The organism is Pseudomonas sp. FSL R10-0056, assembly GCF_009600105.1.
Lineage (GTDB): Bacteria > Pseudomonadota > Gammaproteobacteria > Pseudomonadales > Pseudomonadaceae > Aquipseudomonas > Aquipseudomonas bubulae.
Genome location: NZ_WIWL01000182.1, coordinates 99,052 through 125,241, shown reverse-complemented (window position 1 = coordinate 125,241; position 26,190 = coordinate 99,052). Strand labels below are relative to the sequence as shown.

Genomic DNA, 26,190 nt, shown 5'->3' with positions numbered 1-26,190 from the left:
AACCGTGGTGTTCGATTCGCAGCAGCCTGGCCTGCTGTTCGAGTTGCGAGTGCTGAGCGGTTTGCATGAGGGGGCTGCACTGCCTTTGTTCGGTGAATGCTGGAGCATCGGTGCCCATCAAGATGCCGACCTGGAGTTGTACGACCCTGGCGTTGAAGCCAGGCATGCCCGGTTGCACTGTGTGGACGGGCGCTGGACAGTGCAGGCGCAGGAAGGTCTCTTGCAGGATGAAACCGGCACTGCCCGGGCACAGATTGCCGATCTGGCTGCGGGTAAGGCGTTCGCCATTGGCGGGATACGCTTGTGCATCGCCAATACGCAAAGTGCCTGGGTGGATGAGCTGGCAGAAGTAACCAGGGTGCAGAGCGAAACGGCCGCCGCGCGCTCGGGCATGGTGCCTGCGCGCCGCCCTGGCAAGTGGCTGGCGCTGGCCCTGAGCGTGTCGGTGCTGATATTGGCGGCACAAGTCTGTCAGCCTTCAAACACGGCACAGGCACTTTCTCCGAAGCCATTGGCTGTCAGTGACAGGCGTCAGCTTGCAACAACGTATCAGGTCCATCAGCAATTACTCAAGATGTTGATCGAGCGTGATCTGGACAACGCCATCCGGCTGCAGATGGTTGATGAGCAAATCATCCTGGACGGTGATGTCGGCAAAGACTCGCTGGCACTGGTCTCGCGGATGCTCGATCGCTTCGAGGCGCAGTTTGAAACGCCGGTTGCGATCATTAATCAGGTCCAGGAAATCAGCACGGTACTGCCCTTCAGGATCGTCCAGATAATCGGTGGCCAAAAGGCCCATGTTGTATTGGCCGACGGGCGTAGGCTGTTTTTTGGTGACGAAGCGCAGGGTGTGCGCCTGACTGCGATCGACAACCGCCGAGTACTGTTTGAAGGCGCGCAGCGCTATGAGGTGAGCTGGTGAACGGCACGATTGCTGAGCGCCTTGAGCGCTGGCGGCAACGCCAGTTCACGCACCTGGCGGGTTTTTCACCGGTGACCCTGAGCGGTCGGCTCCTGCGGATCAATGGCATGCTGCTGCAATGCTGCCTGCCCCAGGCCCGCATTGGCGAGCTGTGCCGGGTTCAGGCAGGGAGCAACGCATGGATACTGGCAGAGGTCATCGGCTGCGATCAGCAAGACGCCACCCTCAGTGCTTTGGCGAGCCTCGAAGGAATATGCGCAGGGGCGGCCGTTGAACGCTTGGGGGCTGTGCATCAGGTTCGCGTCGGCAATGATCTGCTGGGGCAAGTGCTCGACGGGTTTGGCCGACCGCTTGCCGGGGGCGACGGGGGGGGCTTTGCCTGGCGGCCTTGTGAGGAGGCCAATGCAGTTGTATGCGGAGCCCCCTTGGCCACTCAGAGGCCGCGCATCGGTCGCGCTTTGCCAACAGGGGTACGGGCCATCGACGGGTTGTTGACCCTGGGTGAGGGCCAGCGGGTCGGCCTGTTTGCCGGTGCCGGTTGTGGCAAGACCACACTGCTGGCCGAAATCGCCCGCAACGTCGAGTGCGATGTGATCGTGTTTGGCCTGGTTGGCGAGCGCGGTCGCGAGCTGCGTGAGTTTCTTGACCATGAGCTGGATGAGGGGCTGCGGGGCAAAGCCGTGCTGGTGTGCGCAACCTCTGATCGCACAAGCATGGAGCGTGCGCGGGCAGCCTTTACCGCAACTGCTCTGGCCGAAGGTTTCCGACGCAAAGGCCGGCGGGTTTTATTGTTGATCGACTCATTGACGCGCTTTGCCCGCGCTCAGCGGGAAATCGGTCTGGCCGCTGGCGAACCCTTGGGCAGAGGCGGGTTGCCGCCCTCGGTTTACAGCCTGTTGCCACGTCTGGTAGAGCGCGCAGGCCTGACTCGCGAGGGGTCTATCACCGCGATCTATACCGTACTCATCGAGCAGGACTCCATGGGCGATCCGGTAGCCGATGAGGTTCGATCCTTGCTGGACGGGCACATTGTGTTGTCCCGCAAACTGGCAGAGCGCGGTCACTATCCGGCGATAGATGTGCTGGGCAGCCTGTCACGGATCCTGAGCAATGTGGCTGCGCCAGAACATATGCAAAACATGGCCGCGTTCAGGCGATTGCTGAGCGCGCATCAGCAGATCGAACTGCTGCTCAGGCTGGGTGAGTACCAGGCGGGCAACGATGCCCTGACCGACCTGGCCGTCGAGAGCCGCCAGCGTGTGGAGGCCTTTTTGCGTCAGGACTTGCGCGAGCCTGCAACGTTTCAGGAAACCCTGGAGCACTTGAGCGAGTTGACTGCCCATGTGCCCTTCTGAAAACCGCCCGCCTGCCACCGAGCCCTTGCGGCGCCTGCGCCAACATCGGGCCGATCGGGCTGAGCGTTTGTTGCACATCAAACGTATGGAGCTGCGAGCCCTTGGCCTGAACATTGAGCAGGCCCGTTCGGCGGTTGAGCAGGCCAGGCAAAACGAAAACCGGCAGCAAGCCGAACTGACCGGCCGGTACCAGGGGCAGGTGGTGTCGCCCAGGACCCTGTCGGGCTGGGACGAGTCACAGCGCCAGTGGGCGGCTCAAACAGCGCAGCAGGCAAGTGCCTTGCAAGCGCTGCTCGAGCAGCAGCGCGTGGTTGCGATCCATGTCGAGAGTGCCCGCCAGTACGCGGGTGAATGCCAGAGAAAGGTCGAAAAACTTCTGGAATTGTCGATGTTGCTGGCAGAGGAGGCGGGATGGCCGAGTCATCAGGAGTAAACCCGGTGCCGTTGCCATTGGCCCGGTATCAGCCTGCCGCCCCGGCGCGCGCAGCCGACTGCAAACTGTTTGCAGACAGCCTGGCAGGCGCGGATAGGGGCTTGGCACAGGTGTTGTCCGAGGCACTGATGCCCCGTGCAACGGGGGCAGGGCCATGGCCAGTGCAATTTGTGCTGCATCTGGCACATCGCGGGCGGGTCAGTGTCAGCGCCCGTTATGAACATCATGGCTGGCTGATCATTTTAAAGGCGCAGCAATCCGCCACCCGACAATGGCTCGCCCGTCAGCAGCAACCCTGTCAACGGCGTCTGGCCCGTGCCTTGGGGCAGGTCGTCAGGATCCGGTTACTGCAGGAGTGCCAGTGATGACGGTAGCGCCGATCACCTTGCCACGGCTGGACGCAACCACGGTCCAGGCCTGTTGGCGGTTGGGTCGTGGCCTGCGCTATTCATTTCAGGTCGCAGGCGAGCCCGGTGAGCTTTTGCTGGAACCGGGGCGGGCGCCAGAGGGCGGTGCGTGTGTCTCGTTCGAGAGCCGCTGCGGGGTCTTTACGCTCAGTGATGCAGGGCCCTTGCTTAGCCTGTTTGGCGAGTGCCCGGTGGTGCTGGCCGAGACCGGCAACGATCCCCAGTCATGGTTTTGGGCGCACTTTGAGCAGCGCATGAGTGCGCAGTTGAGGGCGCTTTTTGGCTATCTGCGGCCCCTTGCCGACAGGCAGGTGGGCGCATTCGAGTGCTGCCTCAGTGTAGTGCTGGGCCCATCGCGAAGTATCGGCCGATTGATGCTGGCGGCCCACAGCCTGTTGGCGCTTTGCGAGGCGGGGCAATGGCAGGCAGTCAAGGCGCCGTTGCCCGATTGCTTTGCCGTGCCTGTGCCCGTGGTGCTTGGCTATCTGCCGTTGACGGTTGAGCAGTTGCGCAGGGTACGACCAGGCGACGTGCTGGTGCCGGAGCGCCTGTTGTTCAGCGGTGATGGCGTGGGGCAGTTGAGGATTGGGCGGTGGCGGATCACATCGCAAATTGATGATGAAGGCGGGCGTCGCTGCCTGACCGTGTGTGCTCTCGAGGAGTCGGCTGTGGAAGAGGTGATGTTTGCGGGTACGGACGTTGAACGGCATAAAGGTAATGAGCCGTTTGAAACCTTGCAGGTAGAGCTGAGCGTGCGCTGTGGCGCACTCAAGTTGAGCCTGGGTGAGCTGCGCCAGTTGGCCCCCGGTATGGTGTTGAACATCGAGGGCTATGACACGGGCATGGCCGGGTTGTATTACGGCGACCGGCCGATCGGTCACGGGCAGTTGGTGGAGGTTGAGGGGCGCCTTGGCCTGCAACTGTCGCGCATCAGTTTTTCGCAATGACAGTTCAAGGGATCGATCCCTTTCTGCTGGCGCTGTTTCTCGGCGGCCTGTCACTGATGCCCATGCTGCTGATGGTGTGCACCGCCTTCCTGAAAATCTGCATTGTGTTGATGATTACCCGCAACGCCATTGGTGTGCAGCAGGTGCCGCCGAGCATGGCCCTTTATGGAGTTGCCCTGGCTGCAACGATGTTTGTCATGGCACCGGTGGGGTATGAAACCGCCCAGGCCCTCAAGCAGACGCCGCTGGATATGAGCAGTGTGCAAGCCTTGCAGGAGAGCGGGGAGGAGGCGGTAAAGCCCTTGCGGGCCTTTATGGCACGCAACACTGCTCCCGATGTGCTGACCCATCTGCTGGATAACACTGCGCGTCTATGGCCTGCGCAACTGGTGCAAGAGGTCAAGCGTGACGACCTTATCCTGCTGGTACCGGCATTTGTGCTGTCGCAGCTACAGGCAGGGTTTGAAATCGGTTTTCTGATTTACATCCCCTTTATCGTGATCGACCTGATCGTCTCGAACCTGTTGTTGGCGCTGGGCATGCAGATGGTCTCGCCCATGACCCTTTCATTGCCGCTCAAGCTGTTGCTGTTTGTGCTGGTTTCGGGTTGGACACGTCTGCTCGACAGTCTGTTCCTGTCCTATCTGTGAGGCGTCCATGGAGCCGATTTTGCTGTTCAAGCAGGGCATGCTGCTGGTGGTGGTGCTGTCTGCGCCACCGCTGATCGTGGCTGTAGCGGTGGGTGTGCTGACCTCGCTGGTGCAGGCGCTGATGCAGGTACAGGACCAGACGCTGCCCTTCGGCATCAAACTGGTTGCAGTGGGCGTCACGTTGGCGCTGACGGGGCGCTGGATCGGGGTTGAGCTGATTCAATTGATCAACCTCACCTTTGACATGGTCGCCCGCTCGGCGCTTTAGAGGGAACACCCGATGGCCCCACAGATTGCGTTTCTCGAATACCTGCCCAGCCTCGCCATTGCGATGGCGCGCCTGTATCCCTGTTTTTTTCTGATCCCGGCATTCTGCTTCGAACATGTGCGCGGCATGCCCCGGCATGTCATCGTTTTTGCGCTGGCCCTGATACCTGCCCCGGGTATTTATCACGCCTTGTCGGGCGTGAATTACACCCTGCTGGCGCTCGGCGGTCTGATGCTCAAAGAGGCCATGCTGGGCTTTTTGCTGGGCATGCTGCTGTCCATGCCGTTCTGGCTGTTCGAGTCGGTAGGGGCTTTGCTCGATAACCAGCGTGGTGCCCTGATCGGCGGGCAGCTCAACCCTTCGCTGGGGGCGGATGCCACACCTGTCGGGCACCTGTTCAAGCAACTGAGCATTTTTTTGCTGATGGTCACCCTCGGGCTGGGCAGCTTGACCCGGGTGATCTGGGACAGCTACCTGATCTGGCCCCCCACGCTCTGGTTACCGACCATTGCTGCGGATGGTTTTGCCGTGTTTCTTTCTTTGCTCGGCGATACCTTCACGCATCTGGTGCTCTACGCCGCGCCCTTTATTGCGCTGTTGTTGTTGATCGAATTCGCTGTTGCCCTGTTGAGCCTCTACAGCCCGCAGTTGCAGGTATTTGTGCTGTCGATGCCGGCCAAAAGCCTGGCCGGGCTGGGCTTTCTGCTGCTCTACCTGCCACAACTGGAGGAGCTGATCGTGGGACGGATGAGTCTGCTGGGGGATCTTGGGCACGCACTGGGCCAGCTCTTCAAAGTAGGTGAGTCATGAGCGATTCGGGTGAGAAGAAATATGACGCCAGCCAGAAAAAACTGCAGGACCAGCGCAAAAAAGGCCAGGTTGCGCAAAGTCAGGACATCGCCAAACTGCTGACGCTGGCGGTTATCAGTGAGGTCGCCTTGATCACGGCTCAGAACAGCCTGCAGCGTTTTGGCCAATTGCTGATGCTGCCCGTTTCACTGGTCGGGCAACCCTTTGGTCATTCGCTGCAGGCCGTGTTCGTCGAGGCGGGTTACCTGTTTTTTGACTTCGCCTTACTGATGACCGGCGTTGCAGTCTTGATGAAATTAATCAGCAGCTGGCTGCAATTCGGCTTTCTGTTTGCCCCTGAAGTCCTGATCCCGGACTTCAACCGGCTCAACCCGGTCAATCAGGCCCGGCAGATGTTTTCGGCCCAGTCACTGTTGACCCTGCTCACCGGCCTGATCAAGGCACTGCTGATCTGTGCGGTGCTTTACCGAGTGATCGGGCCTTCCCTGGGGGCGTTGGTCGGGTTGGTCAACGCTGACTTGCCGGGCTATATCGTCGCGCTGATCGCCTTGTTCCGGCATTTGCTGCATGTGTGCCTTGGCCTGCTGCTGGTGCTAGCAGTGGTTGACCTGGCGTTGCAGCGGTATTTTTTTGCCCGGCGCATGCGCATGACCCATGTCGAAGTGGTCAAGGAGTACAAGGGCATGGAAGGTGACCCACATACCAAGATGCTGCGTCGGGCACTGGCCCAGGAGCTGGCCCATGAAGAGCCTGTGGCCCCGACTCCGCCGTTGGAAGAGGCCGACATGCTGCTGATCAACCCTACGCATTTTGCCGTGGCGCTGTACTACCGGCCGCCACAGACGCCTTTGCCGACCGTGATTGCCAAGGGGGCTGATGCCCGGGCACGGCGAATGATCGACAGGGCACGGGCAGCAGATGTTCCGGTGATTCAGTGTGTGTGGCTGGCTCGCACGCTGTATGGCATCGAGACCGGGCATTGCATCAGCCGCGAGACCCTGCAGGCGGTTGCGCTGGTCTACCGCACTCTGCGAGAACTGGATGATGACGAGCGCCGTGAAGTCATCGAGTTGGCGGAACTTGAGCAACGCTGATCGGGGCAGGAACCGGGCGCTATTACATGGTCACTCACTCTTCATCAGCCAGTCAGAGTTGAGCAGTCATGGACGTCAATTTTTTTGAACCCGCAAAGCCAGCGCCGTCAGAAATGCGCGGCACAGCCTCCCCGAACACTTCTGGCCCCACCGAATCGGTGCAAATGACCGGTTTTCGTCATTATCAGCAGCCCTCTCTGGCATTCAGCGCCAGCCTGGTTGAAGGAAAAGTCGTGACCCAAGGCTCGTATGTGGGCCAGGACATTGCCGCCCAACTGAATCAGTTGTCCAGGCCGTTCAAGCAAGATGCCACTTACGCAGGCCCTGCCCGGAACCTGCGAATCAGGGACGACAAATTTAATGTATTTCATATCCAGTCCACCCCTGCGGCCGCTGCAGTACTTAAAAGCAGTCTTCCCCTGAGTTTTTACCCGTCGCCCCCGATCAATCCCGGGCGTGCCCATCTGGGGCAGATAAGCGGTGTGCAAACAACCGCCGAAGGCGGCCAGTTTCGTGTGGTCGAGCAACGCCTGTACCGGTTAGAAGCACAGACGCTTCGTTGGTTGCCCGACAAGGACGAGGCCCGATACAGCCGTATTGGCTTGAGTGCTCAAGGGCAACTGATGAAAGTGCCGCAGGGGGTCGCAGACATGAGCATTGATGGTAAAACGCAGGCGAGCCTTGAGGGTTTCACGCTAAAAATCAGCCGCGACACAGCCGATGCTGCTCTTTGTCTTGTTCCCGTCAACGAGTCGGGTAAACCGGTGCAACTGGCGCATCTGGGGCTGGGGGGTGATGTGCTGTACGCCTCGACACCTCAGGGTGAGTTTTTGTGCGCGAACCTGCGCAATGCCGAAGACGGGCAATTGGTCATGCGCCCTGAACCACTCGATAATCTTGAGCAGCTGCATCAGGGCGCAGTCAGCATCAAGGGCTTTATGCATGATGATCAAGGCCGGCTCAACGCCCTTGTCCTCGACTCCCGCCGCCAGTTACACAGCACCCCTTTGAGCCATGGCCCTGATCAGGCATCGGGCTGGAACCTCAGTGATGTGATCCTCAGAGTGAACGACACAGGTTTGCCCGAGCCAGGGCTGCAGACACTCGCCGGTAGTGTGGACCTTGGGCCGCGGGGCAAGGTTGCGCTTGAGGGCAACACATTGCTGTGCTGGAACGAGCGCTCACAGCAATGGGATAAAAGCGCTCACCACAATGTGGAGCGACTGGAGCGTGGCCTGGATGGTCGCGCTTATGTATTGCAAGGTGCAGAGCTGAAAGCGCTGGCAATCCATAAAACGCGGGATGCTGCGTACAGCGGTGCCAGTTATGACCTGACACTTGTTAATGATGCTCATGCCCATATCAACCTTGGTGGCGCCATGGTTGAGAATAACGAGCGAAAGATCACCGGTTTTGCTATCGATAACGCCAGGCAATTTGTAACGCTTGATGCTGAAAACAAGCTGATTGCCCACGTCAACGGAAAGGCCAGGGTCTTGACCTTTACCCGGCCTAAAGAGCTTGTGGCGCTGGCACTTGACCGTCAGGGAGATCTGTATGCACAGACCGGCGCCGGCGAACTGCTCAAGCTCGACAAGGCTCACTGGCAAACCCCTTGCACCTCAGCGCTCACCTGGACTCCCGTGCCGGTGCCGGACAATGCGCCGGTCAAGTCGTTGCGTATGGGAGCAGGTCAGCAATTGATCGTCAGCTGGGGTGAAAACAATGCGCAACAAAAAAGATGGGGTGAACACTATCGGCAGTTGATTGTTTCAGCGGATGGTGACCCGCAATGGAAACCTTTAACGGCACACTCAAACACCCCCGCGAGATCACTGGGTACGGTGTTGGGCAACGCTGAGTTGAAGAGTCAGGACAACGGCACCTCCTGGGCCGTGACCTCCGATTGTTTTGGCCACAAGACTGAAGCCCTGTCGGTTGATCGTGGGGTTATTAAAAGTGCTTTAGCCCATTTTCATCCTGTTCAGGGGATCAAGAATATCGGCCTTGGTATCCAGCATGATGTTAAAGGGCGACGCGGGCTGGCAGACCTCTACGCGGATGTGCGGGAACTGCAGGGGCTATTGCGTACGCTGGCGAGCGTGACACCCCGTACGATGGATATTTCAAGTCGCCTTGACCGCCTGGGCGAGGGCAAGCCAACCCAGGCCCTGGCCACAAAACTCAAGCGTTTTATGAGTCAGGTAGAAGAGTACAGCGTGCAATTGGCCAGGCGATTGGGCGACATCAAGGGAGCCCGTGTGATCCCGGATTATCTGCCCACAACGAGTGGCAAACCCACTGAAGGCTCAGCGAGCAACCTGTCCCGAATTCGCCAGTCCTTCGAGAATATGGGCTCTTCAAAGTCTGATATCACAGCGGCCTTGCTGCGCAGTTACGAAAAACAGGGTGTTTGTTTGTCGTTGCACGACGCTGGCCTGAAACGTGATTTGAGCAATTCGACCGGGCTGATCGAGAGCGATTTGATTCAGCACGCCCGCACACTTTTCAGGCTGGTCAAACTGGTCGACCGGCTGGAGGGTAAAGCGCCTGATCAGGCCGAAATAACAGCCCGCCTGGAGAGTGCGATAGAGGACTATCAAAGCAGCCCGGTACACAAGAAAACATCGCAGAACATCAATGGATTGAAGCAGGCAGAAACGCTCTATAACAACTTCAAGTTGTTGGCCAGGGACTTGGGTACCCCGGGATCAGCGCTCAATTTTCATATAACCACTACCTTGGGGCTCAATCCACAAGAGACGGTCAAGCAGGCTCTGCTGCAATGCATTCAAAAGTCTGAAAGCGGCCAGTCAGTTGCATCGAGCCGGAGCAAAACCTTATCGGCATCCCTGTTCTTACTTCCAGTCCCGTTGCTTGAAATCATAGGGGGTGTTTCAAGAGACAAAACCAACGGTATAACGCTGACTCGAACCGATCAGGGGGTCAGCGTTGACATCAATATGGGCACTGGCCATACCGTCACTGGTTCTGTAGGCGTCGGTAACATGTTGCTTCCCTCCGAGGTGCCACTCGAAGGCCGGCTCAGGGTAGGGGCTGAGACTACATTGGCGTTGACGCATGAAAACGAGCAAAGCGTCAGCTTTGATATCAGGGAGGCAGATTTTCCCGCAATGATGGCCATCCTCACCGGGGAGAAAGGGAACGTTTTCGACTTGCTGGATCTTGGCAGCAATCACAAGAGCGGCACGAGCTCGAAAAATGCTTTGGACTTGAGTGTTTCCGCTCATGTGCAGCCCCGCTTTCACATGTTGATGCCGGAAACCTCGAATACACCTGGTGGCTTGGTACGTACTATGGTGAATGCGGGGGGGGGGCTTCAACTGTTTCATGTTGATCAACGCAGCGCTGTCGTCTTGGGGCAGGATGAAATAACCCGGGCCCAAAGCGTGAATACCCAATGGTTAGCCAGAGGCAGTGCCTCTTTAGGTATGGCGCCGGCCAATGGCGCCTTGTGGACTCAGCTCGGTGCCGATGGACCTACGTGGGTGCCGTATATCACGAGTGATTCTTCGTTCACCCTGGGGTTTGATCGCAGTGTTGCCCGCAGCATGCGTTTTACCTTCAAGCAGCCTGCTGTGATCGATCAGGCGCAAGTCAATGGATTACGCGATGCCTTGTCCCGGCATTCTGCGCCACTCAAGCAACACCTGACCTCGTTTGCAGCACAGGGCCCACTGGTGGAGCAACTGCAACATCTGCATCGTCTATTCATTCAGCTACCGTCACCCGCTACCCGTTCTGAAGAGCACCATGCCCTCAATGAACAGCTGCAAACCTGCCTTCACCAGGAGGCGCTGGCCGCACAAGGTCGGCGAGCACTCAAATCAGTTGAAAGAACGGTTTCCTATGTGGGGGTAAAAGGTGGCCCTGACCATGAGTGGCTGAATGACGCTGCGCCTGCTAACAAGGCGGCAATTCTCCGGCTGTTTGCCCAGCAGCCACAATTCGAGCGGATCATCAACGACCTGGAAAGCAGCCAGGGCACCTCGGTAGTGATCAGGCTGGAGGTCAAGCCGAAGGTGCTGCGCATGATTGACAATCAGATAGGGGATGGGCCTAACGCCATAAATGATGTGCAAAAGGCCCTGGAAAACCCGGACAACCTGCGGATTAAAACCTTGGCTGTAAGCTATACGGCAACTAGAACCGACGCTATGAAGACCCCCATTCCTCTTGTGGCCTACTCCAGCAGGGCAGCCTTGAGCAATTCCTGCAAACTCCTCAACATTGAGTTGAAATACGGTATGGATCAGAACACTCCCTTGCGCGTTGAGTTCAAGGATACGTTGCCCTCGGCTCGTATTCGGGAGCTGAATCCCGAGCAGCTTGACCAAAAGATCCGGCATGGCCGCAGCCCTTTGATGTAACGACAATACCGGCCTGGCTGATAATCAGACAGGCCGGTACATGGGGGTGGGGGCTAAGACTCTGCGCAGGATTGGATGCATGGGTTTGAATGTCTTCAGATCACCGGGGCAATGGGTCGTTGCACGGTTGATCTAGGGTTCCAGAGGCACAACGTGATGGTCTGAACGTTCAGCATACGAGCCTGTTTCTGTACGCATGTGTGGTGGCCACCAGATCACCAGCGTCCTGGCGCTGGAGGCCGGGCGCGCGCACAGGTCTGCACGGCAATCCGAGGTGCAGCCTTGCAACAGTCCAGCCAGGGCCGCCGCCATGGCAACTGCGATCAGCCGAGTCATGGCGTGGCCTCCAGCAATGATGGCCGAGACACGCTTGATTGTTCGTCGGGGTCGGGTGCTCGTGTCGCGATAAACACCTCCGCACGTTCGCCGGGCGCCAGCCACGGAGTCGGCCAGATACTCACCGCCAGGGTGCCGGCAGTGCTGCAATCACGTTCATCGACGCGCACCCGGCTCTGGCTCTGGTTGTGCAATACCAGTACGGCCACGTTGTAGTCCTCACTTTCGTACCACTGATGACGCTCGGTATCGACCTTCAGAGACGTGAACGCTTTGCACAGGCTGCCCGTCCGGGTCGGCATCGGCATCGCTGTGAACCGGCCAGGCACGTGGCCCGTGACCAGTTGACGGAACACCCGGGTAATATCGGAGCGCTGAATCACTGGCTGCTTCGCATCACGCCGTCTCAATGGGGTCAGCGCTGCCTCCAGTTGCGCCTGATCCGATTGTGGCAGGTAGCGGGCAGGGTTGGTCTGGTCGCCAATCAGGCGGGGTGTCAGGATAAACAGCCGCTCACGGCGATTTTTAGTGTTCTGCGTGGACGAAAACAGCAGCTTGCCCAGCCATGGGATATTTCCCAATACAGGGACTTGATTGCGGCTGTCGACCTCTTCAGCGACATGAAAACCGCCGATGACCAGGGATTGTTTTTCGTGGATCACTGCCTGGGTACTGATGTTGCCTTTGCGAACATCCGGTGTGGAATGCTGCCCTGTGTTGTCGGCAAAGGTGCCGTCTTCGATATCGATGATCAGGTGAATCTGATTGGCGCCACTGGCTTCGATTACCCGGGGTATGACCTGGAAACTGGTGCCGGTGGTGACCGGCATGATGTTGGCCACGCCCTCACCGACGGCCTGGATATATTGCGTGCGATTGAAATCGATAACAGCGGGCTGGTTTTCCAGGGTCATGATCGAGGGGTTGGATACCACCGTTGCCAGCCCGCGGGCTTCAAGCGCCTTGATCTCGGCTGCAAAACGGTCAGCCTGGATCATGGACACGGTTGTCGGGGAAGTGCCAGACAACCCAGTAGCCATCCCGAAACGGCCGCTCTGAAAGCCCCATTTCGTCCCCAGTTCGTTGAGTTGGGTGCGGTTGATATCGAGAATCACGGCGTCTATTTCCACGAGTTTGCGCGGGACATCGAGCTTGGCGATCAGTGCCTGATAGAGCGTCCCGCGTTCGCTGGCGTCGTAGATCAACACGCTGTTGTTACGTACATCGGCCTCCACGCGGATGGCGTTCAGGCCTGATGATTTCAAATCGGCGGTGAGCGCGGGCAGTGGTGGATTGCTTGAATAAGGCATGGGGGAGGCCGTGCCGGATACTGGCGAGGGGCCGGGGGAGGGAGCAGCGAACGGGCTCGATGACTTGGTATCGAGCAACCCGCGCAACAAGCTGGCGATACCGGGCACACTCAGTTTTTCGCCCCGATAATCGATCTGCCGGTCTGCCGCATTGGCGAACTGCAGTGTGAAAGTCAGCACATCCTGTTTATTGGCGGGTTCTGCCCGTTTGCGACTGAACTGCCTGATCTGCTCGATATAGCGTTTGGGCCCGGACACCAGTACCACGCCGATATCCGGCAACTCGCCCCAGCCGAAACGCTCATCCAGCAGGCCTATCCGGGTCAGGGCCTGCTTCAGATCGGCAATGGTATCGTCCGCAACTTCAAGGCGGCTCGTGGTCTGCTGGTCAAGCGAACTGATGTAGAGCGTGTTGTTATGCACAAACCACTGGAAACGGTGTTCCAGTGCAAGCCGCTCCATTAAACCGGTGAGCGTGTCGGCGCGTAGCTTGCCGTTTACGACGCCTTGAAGCGCGCCATCAATCTGTAGTTGCAGGCCCACGGTATGGGCAAAGGCCCCTAGAAAATCAGGCACTGACAGGTTATTGGCTTCATGGGCATAAGGCGTTTTTTGCCACTCCTGTGGAACGGCGGCCATCGCCCCGTTGGCTAGCAAAAAAAGAGCTGGCAACAGGGTCCGTTGCAAGGAGTGCTTGAACCTGAGCATCACTGCACGGCATCAATAATGCTTTTGGTCAGGCTGTGCTTGAATCGGGTTTGCTCGTTGATCGAGAAACTGGCAATGGCCATTTTTTGTGAAGCGTCGAGGAAGCGCTGCATGTCTTCGGGGCTTGCTTGATTGTTCAGGGCGATCTCCTCCAGTTTTTTTTGGGCCTGGATAAAGCGGGTGTCAATGCGACGCTGAATGCTTTCGAACGAAGCCATAGAACCTCCATCAGTCAATACTCACCACTCAGTGGTAGCTCCTGCCGGATCAGTTCCATCAGTGGTCATGGGGATCAGCAGCGCCTTGAGCGTTGTGGCCCAGTCAATGCGCAGGTCGTGTTGCGCAGTGACCAGCACCAGAGCGAAGGGGTCGAGGCGTTCATCTGCTTGCAGTTGCCATGCGGTATCCGGGCGGGTGCTTAGCCACTGCCGTACAGGTGCAAGCATCTGCGGGTGGCAGCGCAGGGTTGCATTCAATGGCGGGCATTGGGCTGGCAGCAGTTGCGCCAGCAAGGCATTGATTCGCATCTGTGGCGGCACCTCACCGAGCAATCGCTCCAGAGCCTGATTGACCACTTGCGAGGCGCTGGTTTCAATCGCTTGGCACAAGGCGCCATGTTCCTGTTGCCAACGCGCCAGATGGGCATTGGCCTGTTGCCAGAATTCGCTGTGGGCCTTTTGCAGCAGCGTTTCGGCAGCGTTTTCAGCGTTGCTCAGCAGTTCGTCTGCCTGGGCACGTGCCTGGGCCAGCACCTCATTGGCCAGGCCGCAATCGATCAGGTTCTGGCTGCTGATCAGTACCTGGGGCAGCCCGGTTGCGCCTGGCTGCAGCTCAATCGTGCGGCGTGTCAGCATGGTTGTGCCCCTCGTCGCGGGGTCGTGTGTGCCACAACACTGTTTGCCAGAGCGTTCGGAGTTTGGCCGGTGAAATGGCCGGCACCGGTTTTTGCTCCAGCGTTTCGATCCGTGCAGGGGCAAAGCGCAGTCGCAACCTCTGCCAGACCGGTGGTTCGAGCCATGCTCTGAGCAGTTGCAAGGGATCGTCGGCGGGCTCGAGCCAGTCCTGCGTGTGCAAAGCCCTGGCAAGGCGCTGGCACCACAAACGCTGCGTGTCATCCCGTGCAGCAGAAGGTGTAGTGCGGCAGATACGCTCGACCCTTTGCAGCAACGCGTCATAGTGCGCCGGTTGCGCCAGTGCCAGCTGCATCAGGCTGGTTGTGGGCGCACAGGGCAGGCAGGGGGCGATACCCAAGCTCTTGCTGGCGCCTGCATGCTGGTTGCGCAGCAAGGCGGGCGATGCGTCAAGGATCTGCCAGTGCGGATGAGCGTAGCGCCATGGCAAGGCCCACCACTGTACCCAGGCATCAATGTCATTCATGCAGAGCCCTTTTTGCGCAGCTTTAACCATACAACTGGCGTAATGATTGCCAGCAGGCACCCTGTCACCAGTGCAGCGAACAGGCTTTTCCAGAACCCCAGGTCTTGCTGCGGCACCAGAAAAGGTCCGAAGAACAGCAGTTGCTGGTTGTCCTGAAACGCGGCGGCAAGAACAAAAACCGTGGTTATTTTGTGCGGGTTGTCGATTGTCATTGCCATGCCCGGAATGCTGCTGGCAACCATCCGCCGTACCCGCGACTGGATGCCGTCGGGGTCCAGTCTGGCATCGTGTTTGATAAACACCGAAGCGGATGCGGGCTGCACGGCCTCACCTGGCGCCACACGCTCGGGCAGTACCACATGCACGCGCGCGACTATCACCCCGTCAATGCTCGACAGTGTGGCTTCAAGCTCTTGTGACAGCGCATAGATGTAACGGGCGCGCTCCTCAAGTGGCGTAGAAATGACACCTTCCTTGCGAAAAATATCACCCAGTGTGGAGCGCTTTGTTCTGGGCAGGCCAGCCGCCGACAGCGAGTTAATCGCCCGGCTGATAGCTTCTGTTCTGACACGAATGGAAATGCCATTTTTATCGGGGACTTTTTGAGCGTGGACCTGTTTGTCTGCCAGTTCTGCAATGACTGCATTGGCCTCCTGTTCGGAGAGCTGGCTGTGAAGCACCACGCTTTCACCACAACCGGTGACGGCCAGCACGAGCAGGAAACACACGCTCTTGATCAGGCGCGCTGCCATGCGGTTACCTAAGACAGATTGGTGAGTTTTTCGATGGCTTGTGACGTCTTGCTGATCATCTTGGCGCTCAGCACGGTCTCAAGGTGGAGCGCCGACAGGGCCCGGGTGGATTTGAGCATGTCGAGGGGGTCGGTGCTGGTACTGGCTTTTTGCAGGGCCCTTGCGGCGGTACTCGACAGACCCGCTAAAAGTGCAGAGCGCTGTTTGAGTGGGTGGCTGGTCAATTTATCGGATATCTCGGTATTGGTTGCTTTAGTTGCCGTGGCAAGCAAAGAGGCGTTGAACCAATGGATATCGGCCAGTTCGGGGGTGTTCGAGGGTAGTTCAGAGGCACTCAAGACGGCCTGGGGGAGCTTCGAAGGAAAGTGGGTTTTCATTTGAAACCTCAAGCTGTGAGTTGTAGTTGCATGCTTGTGTGGCTGCACGCCCCGATTGGCCGGATGCCCCATTCGAGATGGGGCGGTATGAATAAAATCAGTACGAGATGGCCTTGGCACCTGCAAAGATTGCATTCATTGACTTGCTACTTGAGTCCATTACTCCGGCGGCTATGCCGTTTCTCGTGTCAACTCCCGTTTTGTGCATGGCGGCCGCGGCGGCTTTCCATTCTTGTTCGCGCGCAAAATTCTTTTGCGCTTGGAGGGGGTCGTCGCCAGCAGCGCGCGACATTCCTGCAATCAATCCAATTATTGCTCCAATCATGGTCTGTATCCTCTTGGTTTTTTACAGGAAGGTCAGAACGAAATTTTATTATTTATATATATGTTCGTTTGAGAGTGATCGATATTTTTGGTGTGAGTATTTGCCGGGTTTGCAGGGGGCATTCTTGTGTTTCCAAATCCGCCAAGCGCGTTGAGGACCTGGCTCGCAAAGGGCATTACAAGTGAAAGTAAAGGGAACATGTATGTGCCTCTGTGGTTCGGTATTGGGAGTGCAACAGAACGTCTGTTCGCTATTTAAGTGTCGATATCCATGTGGGCAGTTCCAGTGGGAACTACTCAGTAAATGTCTAATTGTTTCATTCGGTGGTACAGCGTGCGCTTGGCAATCCCAAGTTCGATTACCACAGAATCGATACAATTAAAGTGGCGTCGCAAACAATCTGCGATCAACTGCTTTTCTATTTGTTGCAGGCGCATTTTTAAATTTAGAATTGTGGATTCATGTTCACAGGAAGAGGTATCCAGCGGGGGTAGCCCGAGCACAAAGCGCTTTGCTGCGGAGCGTAACTCCCTGACATTGCCCGGCCAGTCATGACAGATGATCTGTTGTAGCAGCGCAGTGTTCGGTACTGGTATGGATGAGTTGAAATGCCGGGCCTCACGCTGAATAAACTCCATAAACAAGGGGGTAATGTATTCGCGTCGTTCTCGCAAAGGCGGCAAGTGCAGGTTCACGACATTCAGGCGATAGTACAGGTCGCACCTGAAATGACCTTGTGCCACCAACTTCGCAAGGGAGGTTTGGGCCGAGGCAATCACACGCATGTCCACAGGGATGAATGTTGTCGAGCCCAATCGCTCAACACCACGGGTTTCCAGAACGCGCAACAATTTGGCCTGCAAAGCCAGCGGCATGCTGTCTATTTCATCCAGGTACAGAGTGCCTTTATCTGAAGCTTCTATAAATCCTGCACGTGATTGCAGGGCGCCGGTGAATGCGCCTTGGGTGACACCAAACAACTGGCTTTCCGCCAGACTCTCGGGGATGGCCGCGCAATTGAGTGCAATATAACGACCACGGCGCCCGGATAAGGTATGCAGATGCTCGGCCAATGTATCTTTTCCTGTGCCTGTTTCACCATGAAGCATTATGTCGATATTTTGTGCTGCCGCATTTCTGACAGTAGCGTGAAGTTGTGTGTCATCGGAAAAATATAGGCTTGAAGGCTCTTTGTCCGGGCGAAAGGATCCCATTGAATATACTCCGGCGCCATGTTTTTTTGGTAGGGGAAATTCGCAATGTTAAACAGGTATAAACAACGCTTTTTATTTTATAGTTTGAAGGTGTTGACGGTTTAAACCAAGGCCTGAACTGGCCGCCTGTCGAGAGCTAAAACACATAGACACGGTAAGGATTAGTATTTATTGGCGTAGGGATAGCGTGCCTTACCTCCATGGATCGAACTTCGTGGAGGTAAGGGTAAACGGGTATTTATTCGTATTTTTATTCAGGGTTTTTTCTGCTATCGCCCTGAGTCGTAAATCCGAAGGTCAGAAGGGCGCTTTCAACGGTGCTCAAGTGCTGCATGCACAGCTGCCATGGTGCTGACACAACATCGGCCGATTCATCGCCGGCTACGGGGATGAGTACCGGGTGTTCATCGTCGCTGGCGATCGAGGCGCACCCTGAAGCAACGTTTGCCAGCCGTTCGTGGAGGGAGGACGGTGCCGGGCCCTGTTCCTTGCGCAAGGCATCGGCAAAGGCTTCTGCAAACAACAGGGAGCTGGCGTATAAACGCACGGCGTGGCGCTCGTAACGGCTGGCAATGTCTTTGACTTCCCGTGATACAAAGCGCCCGCGCAAGGTCCAGCGGGCGGTATTGCGGGCCATGCTGATGCCGTTCTCCAGGGCAATAAGGCTGTCGTGGGCCCTGGAAAATATCTGCACGGCATTTTGAGCCTTGGCCGCATCTTGTCCTTCGAGAGCTTGCAGGCTTTTACCGAATCCCGACGCCAGCTTTTCGAGCAACTCCTTGGCGGAGCTGTCGATAATGCCGATCGGGTTGGGGGTCAGCAGTATCTGGCTGAAAACCAGCCCGACGCATGAGCCCACGACCACATCAAGCATCCGTACCACGCCAGCACTTTCCGGGCCTACGGCCAGCATCAGCACCGCCGATACACCGGCCTGGATGGGCACCACGGCCCCCAGGCCATAGAGTGCCGCGATGGCGATGGCAGAGAAGGTGGCAAAGCCAATACGCACCAACGGGTAAGCATCCGGCAACCACAAGGCGGCTTCGCCTACGATGATCCCGGTGGCGACACCCACCATCAGGCCCACCGCTTGCTTGCCATGACTGGGCAGGCCTGGAGCCAGGCACACCACGGCACTGATTGCGGCAAACACGGGGTGTATGTGACCGAAAAAATGCCGGGCGATAATCCACGCCAGTGCGGCGGCAATGGCTGAGGCCAGGGCGTCTCGCCAGCCCAGGGACCAGCGGGCCTTGATTTTTTCGACTATGGGGTCGGTATAGCGGCTGAGGAATTTGGCGCGGGGAATCATTGAGGCTCCCGATCATGAGGTGAGATGGCGTTAACCATAGACCGTTGTTGCGCCCCGGAGTGCGCCACAAACGCCAGGCCAAAAAAAACCGCGCCTGGGCGCGGTTTTTTATACGTGTGCTGTATTACACGTTGAAGCGGAAGTGCAGGACGTCACCGTCTTTAACGATGTATTCCTTGCCTTCCAGACGCCACTTACCGGCTTCTTTCGCACCCGCTTCCCCGTTGAACTTGATGAAATCGTCGTAGGCGATAACTTCAGCGCGGATAAAGCCTTTTTCGAAGTCGGTGTGGATCACACCGGCTGCTTGAGGGGCGGTAGCACCTACTTTTACTGTCCAGGCGCGAACTTCCTGCACGCCGGCGGTGAAGTAGGTTTGCAGGTCCAGCATTTCGTAACCGGCGCGAATCACACGGTTAAGACCAGGCTCTTCAAGGCCCAGGGCCTCCAGGAACATGTCTTTCTCTTCGCCGTCATCAAGCTCGGCGATTTCTGCTTCGATCTTGTTGCAGACCGGAACAACGATCGCGCCTTCTTCTTCAGCGATAGCCAGCACAACGTCCAGCAACGGGTTGTTCTCAAAACCGTCTTCAGCCACGTTGGCGATGTACATCACCGGCTTGGTGGTCAGCAGGTGGAAGCCTTTGATGATGGCTTTCTCATCTGCGTCCATGTTCTTGATCAGGCTGCGTGCCGGCTTGCCCAGGGTGAAGTGGGCGATCAGCTGTTCCAGCAGGGCTTTTTGGGCTACGGCTTCCTTGTCACCGCCTTTGGCATTGCGCGCGACTTTCTGCAGTTGCTTTTCGCAGCTGTCGAGGTCGGCGAAGATCAGCTCAAGGTCGATGATTTCGATGTCGCGTTTCGGGTCAACGCTGTTGGAAACGTGAATAACGTTTTCGTCTTCAAAGCAGCGGACCACGTGAGCGATGGCATCGGTCTCACGGATGTTGGCCAGGAACTTGTTACCCAGGCCTTCACCTTTCGATGCGCCAGCCACCAGGCCCGCGATATCAACGAACTCCATGGTGGTCGGCAGGATACGCTGTGGCTTGACGATGGCAGCCAGCGCGTCCAGGCGTGGGTCGGGCATCGGCACGATACCGGTGTTCGGCTCGATCGTGCAGAAGGGGAAGTTCTCGGCCGCGATACCGGACTTGGTAAGGGCGTTGAACAGGGTGGACTTGCCGACGTTAGGCAGGCCGACGATGCCGCAGTTGAATCCCATGGTGTTTCCCCTCGGAAAAAGAGTCAGGCCTTCTGGCTGTGCAGGTTTTTCATCGCACGGTTCCATTCCCCGGCGAGGATATCCGGCAGCACGCCGAGGGCAAAATCGATGCTGGCATCCAGTTTTTCCTGTTCGGCGCGTGGCGCACGACCGAGGACAAAGTTGGACACCATGCTGGCGACGCCCGGGTGGCCAATGCCAAGCCGCAGACGGTAGAAATCTTTGTTGTTCCCCAGTTGCGCGATGATGTCGCGCAATCCGTTGTGACCTCCGTGGCCGCCGCCCAGCTTGAGCTTGGCAACGCCTGGCGGGAGATCGAGTTCGTCGTGGGCCACCAATATGGATTCCGGCGCAATGCGGTAGAAACCGGCAAGCGCCGCAACGGCCTGGCCGCTTCGGTTCATATAGGTGGTGGGGATCAACAGACGAACATCCTGACCCTGGTGGCTGAAGCGCCCGGTCAGGCCAAAATATTTGCGGTCTGCAACGAGGTTTACCCCATTGGCTGCCGCGAGACGCTCAACAAAAAGGGCCCCTGCGTTATGCCGGGTCTGTTCGTATTCGGTGCCTGGATTTCCCAGGCCAACGATCAGTTTTATGGCGGTCACGACAAGGGCCCTTCTATGGAGTTGTGGATAACATCGCCGCTAACGGTTAGCGGCGAAAACGGACAAGAAAGCGGGTTTACGTGAGTAAACTTCGCGATCTTGTCCGCTTTACTCGCTGCGTGTTAGCTCGCGATGTTTCTCAAGACTCCAACGACAGAGTAATGAATTACTCTGCTGCTTCTGGTGCAACACGTGGAGCGTGAACGTTGGCTACTGCCAGGTCGTTACCGTGTGCCAGAGCTACGAACTCAACGCCTTTAGGAGCGGTGATGTCCGACAGGTGAATGATCGAGCCGACTTCAGCGTTAGCCAGGTCAACTTCGATGAATTCAGGCAGGTCTTTTGGCAGGCAGGAAACTTCGATTTCCGCAACAACGTGGGAGATCTCGCCGCCTTTCTTGATCGGAGCCGCTTCACCAACGAAGTGAACCGGTACGATTGCAGTCAGTTTTTGACCAGCAACAACGCGTACGAAGTCAGCGTGCATCACGTGGCCTTTAGCCGGGTGACGTTGCAGAGCTTTGATGATCACGTTTTGCTTAACGCCGCCAACGGTCAGTTCGATAACGTGGCTGTAAGCAGCTTCGTTTTCGAGCAGTTTGGCAACTTCTTTAGCCAGCATGCTGATGGATTCAGGGGCTTTTTCGCCACCGTAAACTACAGCTGGAACCAGGCTTGCGAGACGACGCAGGCGGCGGCTCGCACCTTTCCCCAGGTCGGAACGCACTTCAGCATTCAGAGTAAAATCGTTCATGTTGTATCTCCAAAATAACCACATCCGCCCTGGCGTTTGCGACCAGCGCCATGGACGGTATGGGCAAAAAAGCCCCGCCCCAACGGATTGCTGGGGCGGGGCGCTTTTCGTCAGCAGAAGTCCTGAAAGGGCAGGGCCCTTATCGGAACATCGCGCTGATCGATTCTTCGTTGCTGATGCGGCGAACCGCTTCAGCCACAACCGGTGCGATATCCAGTTGGCGGATACGCGAACAGGCTTGTGCGGCAGCGGACAGCGGGATGGTGTTAGTCACCACCAGCTCATCCAGCATGGAATTTTCGATATTCTCGATTGCCCGACCCGACAGCACAGGGTGTGTGCAGTAGGCGAACACTTTGGAAGCACCATGCTCTTTCAAGGCTTTAGCCGCGTGGCACAACGTGCCGGCGGTATCGACCATGTCATCAACCAGAATACAGGTACGCCCTTCGACATCACCGATGATATGCATCACTTCAGAGTGATTGGCTTTCTCACGGCGTTTGTCGATGATACCCAGATCGACGCCCAGGGATTTGGCAACAGCACGTGCACGCACGACGCCGCCGATATCCGGGGACACAATCATAAGGTTCTCAAAGCGCTGATCTTCGATGTCATCCACCAAAACTGGGGAGCCATAGATGTTATCTACAGGAATATCGAAGAAACCCTGGATTTGGTCAGCATGCAAATCAACCGTGAGAACACGATCGATGCCGACTACGGTAAGCATGTCAGCAACAACTTTTGCGCTGATAGCCACACGTGCGGAACGCGGACGGCGATCCTGACGGGCATAACCAAAGTAAGGAATAACAGCAGTAATACGAGTCGCTGAGGAGCGGCGGAAGGCATCAGCCATCACGACGAGTTCCATCAGGTTATCGTTGGTCGGAGCACAAGTCGGCTGAATGATGAAAACGTCTTTACCGCGGACATTTTCATTAATCTCAGCGGTAATTTCGCCGTCGGAAAACTTGCCGACAGAGATGTCACCGAGTGGGATATGCAGCTGACGTACGACACGCCGAGCCAGATCGGGGTTAGCGTTCCCCGTAAAGACCATCATCTTGGACACGCGCAGTACCTGAAGGCTGAGGGTAACCTGGATGAGTATAAGAAATGGCAGGGGCGGCTGGATTCGAACCAACGCATGGCAGGATCAAAACCTGCTGCCTTACCGCTTGGCGACGCCCCTGTATCTGTTGCTACGAGTACCGTGTACCCGTTTCCTTTTACAAATTTTGCAGCTTGCGATGCAACATCGAAACGTTGCTTCCTTTTGCTACAAACCCAGTAAGGGTCTCTGTAAGAAGGTGCAGCACTTTATCAGCATCTGCTTCGTTTGGGAAGGCCCCAAATATACAACTTCCAGTTCCAGTTAATTTTGCTTCGGTATATTTACCTAACAAATTCAAAGCGTTACGTACTTCTGGATAACGCTCCTTCACTACTGCTTCGCAGTCGTTTCGGCTGTTTCCCTTGGGAACGGGGCGCACTTTAATGGGCAAAGAGTCACGTGTCAACAACGGATCTGAAAATATTTCTGCAGTACTTACAGATACTTGCGGGACAAGCACCAGATACCAGGGTTCTTCTGGCTCGGCAGGCGTAAGAATTTCGCCGACACCTTCAGCAAATGCGGCGTGGCCACGAACGAAAACCGGGACGTCGGCCCCAAGAGTCAGGCCCAGCGCTGCCAGCCGGTCTTCATCCCAGGCCAGTTGCCAAAGATGGTTGAGCGCGAGCAGTGTGGTGGCGGCATTGGAACTGCCGCCACCGATGCCGCCGCCCATGGGCAACACTTTTTTGATCCAGATATCGATCCCCAGCGGGCAAGCGGATTGCGCCTGAAGTTTTTTTGCGGCCTTGACGATCAAATTGTCGTCATGAGCAACACCGGGGAATTCGGTGTGCAGGCAAATGACTCCGTCGTCACGCACGGCAAAGGTCATTTCATCGCCGTAGTCGAGAAATTGAAACAGCGTTTGCAGTTCGTGATAGCCATCTTCGCGACGACCGAGAATGTGCAGCATCAGATTAAGCTTTGCCGGGGAGGGCAAAACCAGAGTGTTTCGATTCAGACGGTCTTGCATCTTATTGACCCAACAAGCGAGGTTGCCAATCTTTAACCACGAGCGTGACATCCAGATCCGGGCCGTGCAGCTTGACCCGCTCAGGCAGCCAGAAGCCGTTTTGCTCGACATAGCTCAAATATTCGATTTTCCAGCCGTCCTGTTCCAGGTTGGCCAGGCGGCTGTCAGCATTCAATGTTACCCGGCTTTTGCTGCCGGGCGCAGGCAAGCCGCGTACCCACCAGACCAGATGTGACACTGGCAGGCTCCAGCCCAATTGTTCGCCCAAAAGCGCTTCAGGGGTCGGTGCTTCATAGCGGCCCTGATTGGCCACTTCCAGAAGCACGTTGCCCGGGCGCCCGGTCAGGCGAGCGGCTCCGCGGCCCAGCGGACCGGAAAGGCGTATGTCGTAATAGTCCTGGCGCTGCAGCCAGAACAGCGTGGCGCTGCCCGATTCTTTAGGGGCGCGAATGCCGACTTTGCCGCTGATTTGCCAGCCGTCGAGCCGGGTCAATTGCTGTTTGTGGGCTGACCACAGGGCAGGGCTGCCGTGGCCTTCTACGGATTCGCGGGCGCCGAAGCCCGCGCAACCGGCGAGCACGGCAATCAGGCTGAAAACCACGAGATGGCGCAAGTGACGATAAAACATGAGTTAAAGAGTCTCTGATCCGGTCAGGCGCAAAATGGTTTTGCACAGAATAGGGCTGTCAGGATTTTCTTTAAGAAAAGTGCCCCAGATTTTTTTCGCTTCACGCTGCTTGCCATTGGCCCACAGCACTTCGCCCAGATGAGCGGCTACTTCCTGATCAGGAAAACGCTCCAGCGCCTGGCGCAGCAAGCGTTCGGCCTCATCCAGATTGCCAAGGCGATAATTCACCCAGCCCAGGCTGTCGAGCACAGCAGGGTCGTCCGGGTTCAGATCATAGGCTTGCTGGATCAGCGCCTTGGCTTCCGTGTAGCGAGTGGTTCGATCCGAAAGCGTATAGCCCAGGGCGTTCAATGCCATGGCGTTGTCAGGTTCACGCTTGATGATGGCGCGTAAATCCCGCTCCATCTGATCTAGATCGTTACGTTTCTCGGCCAGCATGGCGCGTGAATACAGCAGGTTGAGATCGTCCGGGTATTGCTTGAGTGCTTGTTGCAGCGTGTTCCAGGCGCGATCGGTCTGGTTGTTCGCCGCCAGGGTTTCGGCTTCTATCAAGTACAGCTGGATGGCGTAGTCGGGCTGTGCACCACGGGCCGAGGCCAGTTTTTTCGAGGCTTCGGCGCCGCGACCATGGCTGATCAGGATGTCCGCCTGGCGCAGTTGTGCGGGCAGGTATTCGCTGCCGGGACCTACCAATGCGTACTCAACCAGTGCGCCCTCGGGATCATTGCGTTCTTCGGCGATGCGGCCCAGGTTCAGATGCGCCGAGTCGACATGGCTGTCGCGCTCGATCAGCTCTTGCAGATAGCCTTCGGCTTCGTCCCAGGATTTGCCTTCCAGGCAAACCAGTGCCAGCGAGAATCGCAGCTCATCGTCTTCGGGGTATTGCTCCACCAGGCTGGCAAACTGCACTTTTGCCTCGGTCATGCGGTTCTGCTCGACCAGGGTGCGCGCATAGGTCAGGCCCAGGCGCTTGTCATCGGGGTACTGGCTGACGCTTTTTTTCAGCAGGGGCAACGCTTCATCGCCGCGGTTGAGGCTTTGCAACAAACGGGCGCGCAACAGAATCGGGGCGACTTCGCCGTTTTGCGGCGGGTTCTTTTCCAGTAGCTTCAGCGCGCCTTCGGCATCACCGTCCTGTTGCATCAACAAGGCCTTGCCGAAAATCAGCTGACCGTTGTCCGGGTGCTTGGCCAGCAGGCTGTCAAAACTTTTTTGCAGACCTGCCCGGGTATCCGCATCGGTTTCTATGGCCGCCAGGGCCAGGAAATCGAAGTGAGTATCACCCTTGGCCTGCAGGACTTTTTCCATGTAGACCAGGGATTCGTCATAACGGCCGTTGCGCGCCAGCTGAATGGCTGCAGCACGTTGCGCCTCGATATCGTCCGGGGCGTTTTTCACCCAGATCAGCGAGGTATCCAGTGCGGCCTGGTCGGCGCCCAGATACTCGGCGATACGGAAAGCGCGTTCGGAAACTCCCGGATCCTGCGTGTTGATCGCTTGCGTCACGTAGTTATCGAGGGCGATATCCAGACGATTGCGCTGGCCGGCCAGCTCGGCGCTCAACAGGCTGTACAGCGTGTCTTCGCTGAACGAACTGTAGACCGTGGGTTTTTCCGGGGTGGAGGAAACGTCTTCTGCCGCGGATGAGTCATCCGGGGACGTGGGGGCCAGAGCCTGGCAGCCACTGAGAAGGACGAGAGCGAGGAGCAACGCGGAGGATCTATTCATATAAGAGATGGGCGACTTACCTGCGGTCTGGGCATCATGACACATGCAATGGTGCAAACCATAACAGGTGCGACTATCGATATCCGGGGCTGATGATGTGTTCAACAGACGTTAACTATAGAGACAATAGTCAGCAATGGTTGTTCTGAATCTG

Annotated in this window: 27 protein-coding genes and 1 tRNA gene; 10 read left to right on the top strand and 18 right to left on the bottom strand. The window is 57.2% G+C overall.

What is annotated here, in order from left to right; genetic code table 11:
* Nucleotides 1-7 precede the first annotated feature (7 nt).
* From GHO42_RS14160 to GHO42_RS14115, 10 genes are all read left to right on the top strand, one after another.
* Nucleotides 8-925, top strand: a complete 918-nt coding sequence (locus tag GHO42_RS14160; RefSeq protein ID WP_254925221.1) for an FHA domain-containing protein — start codon at nucleotides 8-10, stop codon at nucleotides 923-925.
* Entirely contained in the window at nucleotides 922-2,280 is a 1,359-nt protein-coding gene (locus tag GHO42_RS14155; protein WP_178126932.1) for a FliI/YscN family ATPase, read from the top strand. Before GHO42_RS14160 ends, GHO42_RS14155 begins: the two co-directional genes overlap by 4 nt.
* Nucleotides 2,267-2,713, top strand: a complete 447-nt coding sequence (locus tag GHO42_RS14150) for a YscO family type III secretion system apparatus protein (protein ID WP_095019664.1) — start codon at nucleotides 2,267-2,269, stop codon at nucleotides 2,711-2,713. Before GHO42_RS14155 ends, GHO42_RS14150 begins: the two co-directional genes overlap by 14 nt.
* Nucleotides 2,692-3,078 (top strand): type III secretion system HrpP C-terminal domain-containing protein, encoded by a 387-nt coding sequence (locus tag GHO42_RS14145; protein WP_178114920.1) that lies wholly within the window; start codon nucleotides 2,692-2,694, stop codon nucleotides 3,076-3,078. The genes GHO42_RS14150 and GHO42_RS14145 overlap by 22 nt, the downstream gene beginning before the upstream one ends.
* Nucleotides 3,078-4,067: a FliM/FliN family flagellar motor switch protein gene (locus tag GHO42_RS14140; protein WP_153326345.1), complete on the top strand. Its 990-nt coding sequence runs from the start codon at nucleotides 3,078-3,080 to the stop codon at nucleotides 4,065-4,067. The genes GHO42_RS14145 and GHO42_RS14140 overlap by 1 nt, the downstream gene beginning before the upstream one ends.
* Nucleotides 4,064-4,717 carry a type III secretion system export apparatus subunit SctR gene (gene sctR, locus GHO42_RS14135; protein ID WP_153326347.1) on the top strand — a complete coding sequence of 218 codons (654 nt, stop codon included), beginning with the start codon at nucleotides 4,064-4,066 and terminating at the stop codon, nucleotides 4,715-4,717. The genes GHO42_RS14140 and sctR overlap by 4 nt, the downstream gene beginning before the upstream one ends.
* A 7-nt stretch (nucleotides 4,718-4,724) precedes the next feature.
* Complete coding sequence (gene sctS, locus GHO42_RS14130; RefSeq protein ID WP_095003190.1) at nucleotides 4,725-4,985, top strand: type III secretion system export apparatus subunit SctS; 261 nt, start codon at nucleotides 4,725-4,727, stop codon at nucleotides 4,983-4,985.
* A gap of 12 nt (nucleotides 4,986-4,997) precedes the next feature.
* On the top strand, nucleotides 4,998-5,795 hold the full coding sequence (sctT, locus tag GHO42_RS14125; protein ID WP_153326349.1) for a type III secretion system export apparatus subunit SctT: 798 nt from the start codon (nucleotides 4,998-5,000) through the stop codon (nucleotides 5,793-5,795).
* Nucleotides 5,792-6,889 carry a type III secretion system export apparatus subunit SctU gene (sctU, locus tag GHO42_RS14120; protein ID WP_095019661.1) on the top strand — a complete coding sequence of 366 codons (1,098 nt, stop codon included), beginning with the start codon at nucleotides 5,792-5,794 and terminating at the stop codon, nucleotides 6,887-6,889. Before sctT ends, sctU begins: the two co-directional genes overlap by 4 nt.
* A gap of 68 nt (nucleotides 6,890-6,957) precedes the next feature.
* A complete protein-coding gene (locus GHO42_RS14115; protein WP_256670528.1) occupies nucleotides 6,958-11,280 on the top strand; it encodes an AvrE-family type 3 secretion system effector in 4,323 nt (1,440 codons plus the stop codon).
* A 132-nt stretch (nucleotides 11,281-11,412) separates the two neighbouring features.
* Here the strand turns inward: GHO42_RS14115 and hrpT are convergent, their stop codons facing one another.
* The 18 genes from hrpT to GHO42_RS14025 form a co-directional block, all read right to left on the bottom strand.
* The gene (gene hrpT / locus GHO42_RS14110; protein ID WP_095031450.1) at nucleotides 11,413-11,616 is read right to left on the bottom strand and encodes an HrpT family type III secretion system protein; all 204 of its coding nucleotides are present in this window, start codon (nucleotides 11,614-11,616) and stop codon (nucleotides 11,413-11,415) included.
* The gene (sctC, locus tag GHO42_RS14105; RefSeq protein WP_256670529.1) at nucleotides 11,613-13,598 is read right to left on the bottom strand and encodes a type III secretion system outer membrane ring subunit SctC; all 1,986 of its coding nucleotides are present in this window, start codon (nucleotides 13,596-13,598) and stop codon (nucleotides 11,613-11,615) included. The genes hrpT and sctC overlap by 4 nt, the downstream gene beginning before the upstream one ends.
* Before the next feature lie 35 nt (nucleotides 13,599-13,633).
* A complete protein-coding gene (locus GHO42_RS14100; protein WP_095019658.1) occupies nucleotides 13,634-13,852 on the bottom strand; it encodes a type III secretion protein HrpF in 219 nt (72 codons plus the stop codon).
* 21 nt (nucleotides 13,853-13,873) lie between these two features.
* Entirely contained in the window at nucleotides 13,874-14,488 is a 615-nt protein-coding gene (gene sctL / locus GHO42_RS14095; protein WP_095021224.1) for a type III secretion system stator protein SctL, read from the bottom strand.
* Nucleotides 14,466-15,011: a type III secretion protein gene (locus GHO42_RS14090; RefSeq protein WP_095021243.1), complete on the bottom strand. Its 546-nt coding sequence runs from the start codon at nucleotides 15,009-15,011 to the stop codon at nucleotides 14,466-14,468. The genes sctL and GHO42_RS14090 overlap by 23 nt, the downstream gene beginning before the upstream one ends.
* Nucleotides 15,008-15,763, bottom strand: coding sequence for a type III secretion system inner membrane ring lipoprotein SctJ (gene sctJ, locus GHO42_RS14085; RefSeq protein ID WP_153326351.1), 756 nt, complete (start codon nucleotides 15,761-15,763; stop codon nucleotides 15,008-15,010). The genes GHO42_RS14090 and sctJ overlap by 4 nt, the downstream gene beginning before the upstream one ends.
* 8 nt (nucleotides 15,764-15,771) lie before the next feature.
* Complete coding sequence (locus GHO42_RS14080; protein WP_095003181.1) at nucleotides 15,772-16,140, bottom strand: EscI/YscI/HrpB family type III secretion system inner rod protein; 369 nt, start codon at nucleotides 16,138-16,140, stop codon at nucleotides 15,772-15,774.
* A gap of 97 nt (nucleotides 16,141-16,237) precedes the next feature.
* A complete protein-coding gene (locus tag GHO42_RS14075) occupies nucleotides 16,238-16,465 on the bottom strand; it encodes a hypothetical protein (protein WP_095019655.1) in 228 nt (75 codons plus the stop codon).
* 296 nt (nucleotides 16,466-16,761) lie between these two features.
* Complete coding sequence (locus GHO42_RS14070; RefSeq protein WP_095021222.1) at nucleotides 16,762-17,679, bottom strand: sigma 54-interacting transcriptional regulator; 918 nt, start codon at nucleotides 17,677-17,679, stop codon at nucleotides 16,762-16,764.
* 250 nt (nucleotides 17,680-17,929) lie between these two features.
* Nucleotides 17,930-18,994 (bottom strand): aromatic acid exporter family protein, encoded by a 1,065-nt coding sequence (locus GHO42_RS14065; RefSeq protein WP_095003178.1) that lies wholly within the window; start codon nucleotides 18,992-18,994, stop codon nucleotides 17,930-17,932.
* A 124-nt stretch (nucleotides 18,995-19,118) separates the two neighbouring features.
* The gene (ychF, locus tag GHO42_RS14060; RefSeq protein WP_086798695.1) at nucleotides 19,119-20,219 is read right to left on the bottom strand and encodes a redox-regulated ATPase YchF; all 1,101 of its coding nucleotides are present in this window, start codon (nucleotides 20,217-20,219) and stop codon (nucleotides 19,119-19,121) included.
* A 23-nt stretch (nucleotides 20,220-20,242) separates the two neighbouring features.
* Nucleotides 20,243-20,827, bottom strand: coding sequence for an aminoacyl-tRNA hydrolase (gene pth, locus GHO42_RS14055; protein WP_016781749.1), 585 nt, complete (start codon nucleotides 20,825-20,827; stop codon nucleotides 20,243-20,245).
* Nucleotides 20,828-20,993: 166 nt separating this feature from the next.
* On the bottom strand, nucleotides 20,994-21,581 hold the full coding sequence (locus GHO42_RS14050; protein WP_095003177.1) for a 50S ribosomal protein L25/general stress protein Ctc: 588 nt from the start codon (nucleotides 21,579-21,581) through the stop codon (nucleotides 20,994-20,996).
* Between the two features lie 139 nt (nucleotides 21,582-21,720).
* Nucleotides 21,721-22,662, bottom strand: a complete 942-nt coding sequence (locus tag GHO42_RS14045; RefSeq protein WP_019825119.1) for a ribose-phosphate pyrophosphokinase — start codon at nucleotides 22,660-22,662, stop codon at nucleotides 21,721-21,723.
* A gap of 45 nt (nucleotides 22,663-22,707) precedes the next feature.
* Nucleotides 22,708-22,782: transfer RNA gene (locus GHO42_RS14040), tRNA-Gln, on the bottom strand.
* A gap of 37 nt (nucleotides 22,783-22,819) precedes the next feature.
* Entirely contained in the window at nucleotides 22,820-23,680 is an 861-nt protein-coding gene (gene ispE, locus GHO42_RS14035; RefSeq protein WP_371926134.1) for a 4-(cytidine 5'-diphospho)-2-C-methyl-D-erythritol kinase, read from the bottom strand.
* A 1-nt stretch (nucleotide 23,681) separates the two neighbouring features.
* Nucleotides 23,682-24,308, bottom strand: a complete 627-nt coding sequence (gene lolB, locus GHO42_RS14030) for a lipoprotein insertase outer membrane protein LolB (protein WP_095023089.1) — start codon at nucleotides 24,306-24,308, stop codon at nucleotides 23,682-23,684.
* 3 nt (nucleotides 24,309-24,311) lie between these two features.
* Nucleotides 24,312-26,036, bottom strand: coding sequence for a tetratricopeptide repeat protein (locus tag GHO42_RS14025; protein ID WP_153326353.1), 1,725 nt, complete (start codon nucleotides 26,034-26,036; stop codon nucleotides 24,312-24,314).
* Nucleotides 26,037-26,190 lie beyond the last annotated feature (154 nt).

What these genes read in the sequence shown, in the direction of transcription:
- GHO42_RS14150 (WP_095019664.1), top strand. Translation starts at nt 2,267, where the DNA reads ATGTGCCCTTCTGAAAACCGCCCGCCTGCCACCGAGCCCTTGCGGCGC.
- GHO42_RS14145 (WP_178114920.1), top strand. Translation starts at nt 2,692, where the DNA reads ATGGCCGAGTCATCAGGAGTAAACCCGGTGCCGTTGCCATTGGCCCGG.
- GHO42_RS14140 (WP_153326345.1), top strand. Translation starts at nt 3,078, where the DNA reads ATGACGGTAGCGCCGATCACCTTGCCACGGCTGGACGCAACCACGGTC.
- sctR (WP_153326347.1), top strand. Translation starts at nt 4,064, where the DNA reads ATGACAGTTCAAGGGATCGATCCCTTTCTGCTGGCGCTGTTTCTCGGC.
- sctS (WP_095003190.1), top strand. Translation starts at nt 4,725, where the DNA reads ATGGAGCCGATTTTGCTGTTCAAGCAGGGCATGCTGCTGGTGGTGGTG.
- sctT (WP_153326349.1), top strand. Translation starts at nt 4,998, where the DNA reads ATGGCCCCACAGATTGCGTTTCTCGAATACCTGCCCAGCCTCGCCATT.
- sctU (WP_095019661.1), top strand. Translation starts at nt 5,792, where the DNA reads ATGAGCGATTCGGGTGAGAAGAAATATGACGCCAGCCAGAAAAAACTG.
- GHO42_RS14115 (WP_256670528.1), top strand. Translation starts at nt 6,958, where the DNA reads ATGGACGTCAATTTTTTTGAACCCGCAAAGCCAGCGCCGTCAGAAATG.
- hrpT (WP_095031450.1), bottom strand. Translation starts at nt 11,616, where the DNA reads ATGACTCGGCTGATCGCAGTTGCCATGGCGGCGGCCCTGGCTGGACTG.
- GHO42_RS14100 (WP_095019658.1), bottom strand. Translation starts at nt 13,852, where the DNA reads ATGGCTTCGTTCGAAAGCATTCAGCGTCGCATTGACACCCGCTTTATC.
- sctL (WP_095021224.1), bottom strand. Translation starts at nt 14,488, where the DNA reads ATGCTGACACGCCGCACGATTGAGCTGCAGCCAGGCGCAACCGGGCTG.
- GHO42_RS14090 (WP_095021243.1), bottom strand. Translation starts at nt 15,011, where the DNA reads ATGAATGACATTGATGCCTGGGTACAGTGGTGGGCCTTGCCATGGCGC.
- sctJ (WP_153326351.1), bottom strand. Translation starts at nt 15,763, where the DNA reads ATGGCAGCGCGCCTGATCAAGAGCGTGTGTTTCCTGCTCGTGCTGGCC.
- GHO42_RS14080 (WP_095003181.1), bottom strand. Translation starts at nt 16,140, where the DNA reads ATGAAAACCCACTTTCCTTCGAAGCTCCCCCAGGCCGTCTTGAGTGCC.
- GHO42_RS14075 (WP_095019655.1), bottom strand. Translation starts at nt 16,465, where the DNA reads ATGATTGGAGCAATAATTGGATTGATTGCAGGAATGTCGCGCGCTGCT.
- GHO42_RS14070 (WP_095021222.1), bottom strand. Translation starts at nt 17,679, where the DNA reads ATGGGATCCTTTCGCCCGGACAAAGAGCCTTCAAGCCTATATTTTTCC.
- GHO42_RS14065 (WP_095003178.1), bottom strand. Translation starts at nt 18,994, where the DNA reads ATGATTCCCCGCGCCAAATTCCTCAGCCGCTATACCGACCCCATAGTC.
- ychF (WP_086798695.1), bottom strand. Translation starts at nt 20,219, where the DNA reads ATGGGATTCAACTGCGGCATCGTCGGCCTGCCTAACGTCGGCAAGTCC.
- GHO42_RS14050 (WP_095003177.1), bottom strand. Translation starts at nt 21,581, where the DNA reads ATGAACGATTTTACTCTGAATGCTGAAGTGCGTTCCGACCTGGGGAAA.
- ispE (WP_371926134.1), bottom strand. Translation starts at nt 23,680, where the DNA reads ATGCAAGACCGTCTGAATCGAAACACTCTGGTTTTGCCCTCCCCGGCA.
- lolB (WP_095023089.1), bottom strand. Translation starts at nt 24,308, where the DNA reads ATGTTTTATCGTCACTTGCGCCATCTCGTGGTTTTCAGCCTGATTGCC.
- GHO42_RS14025 (WP_153326353.1), bottom strand. Translation starts at nt 26,036, where the DNA reads ATGAATAGATCCTCCGCGTTGCTCCTCGCTCTCGTCCTTCTCAGTGGC.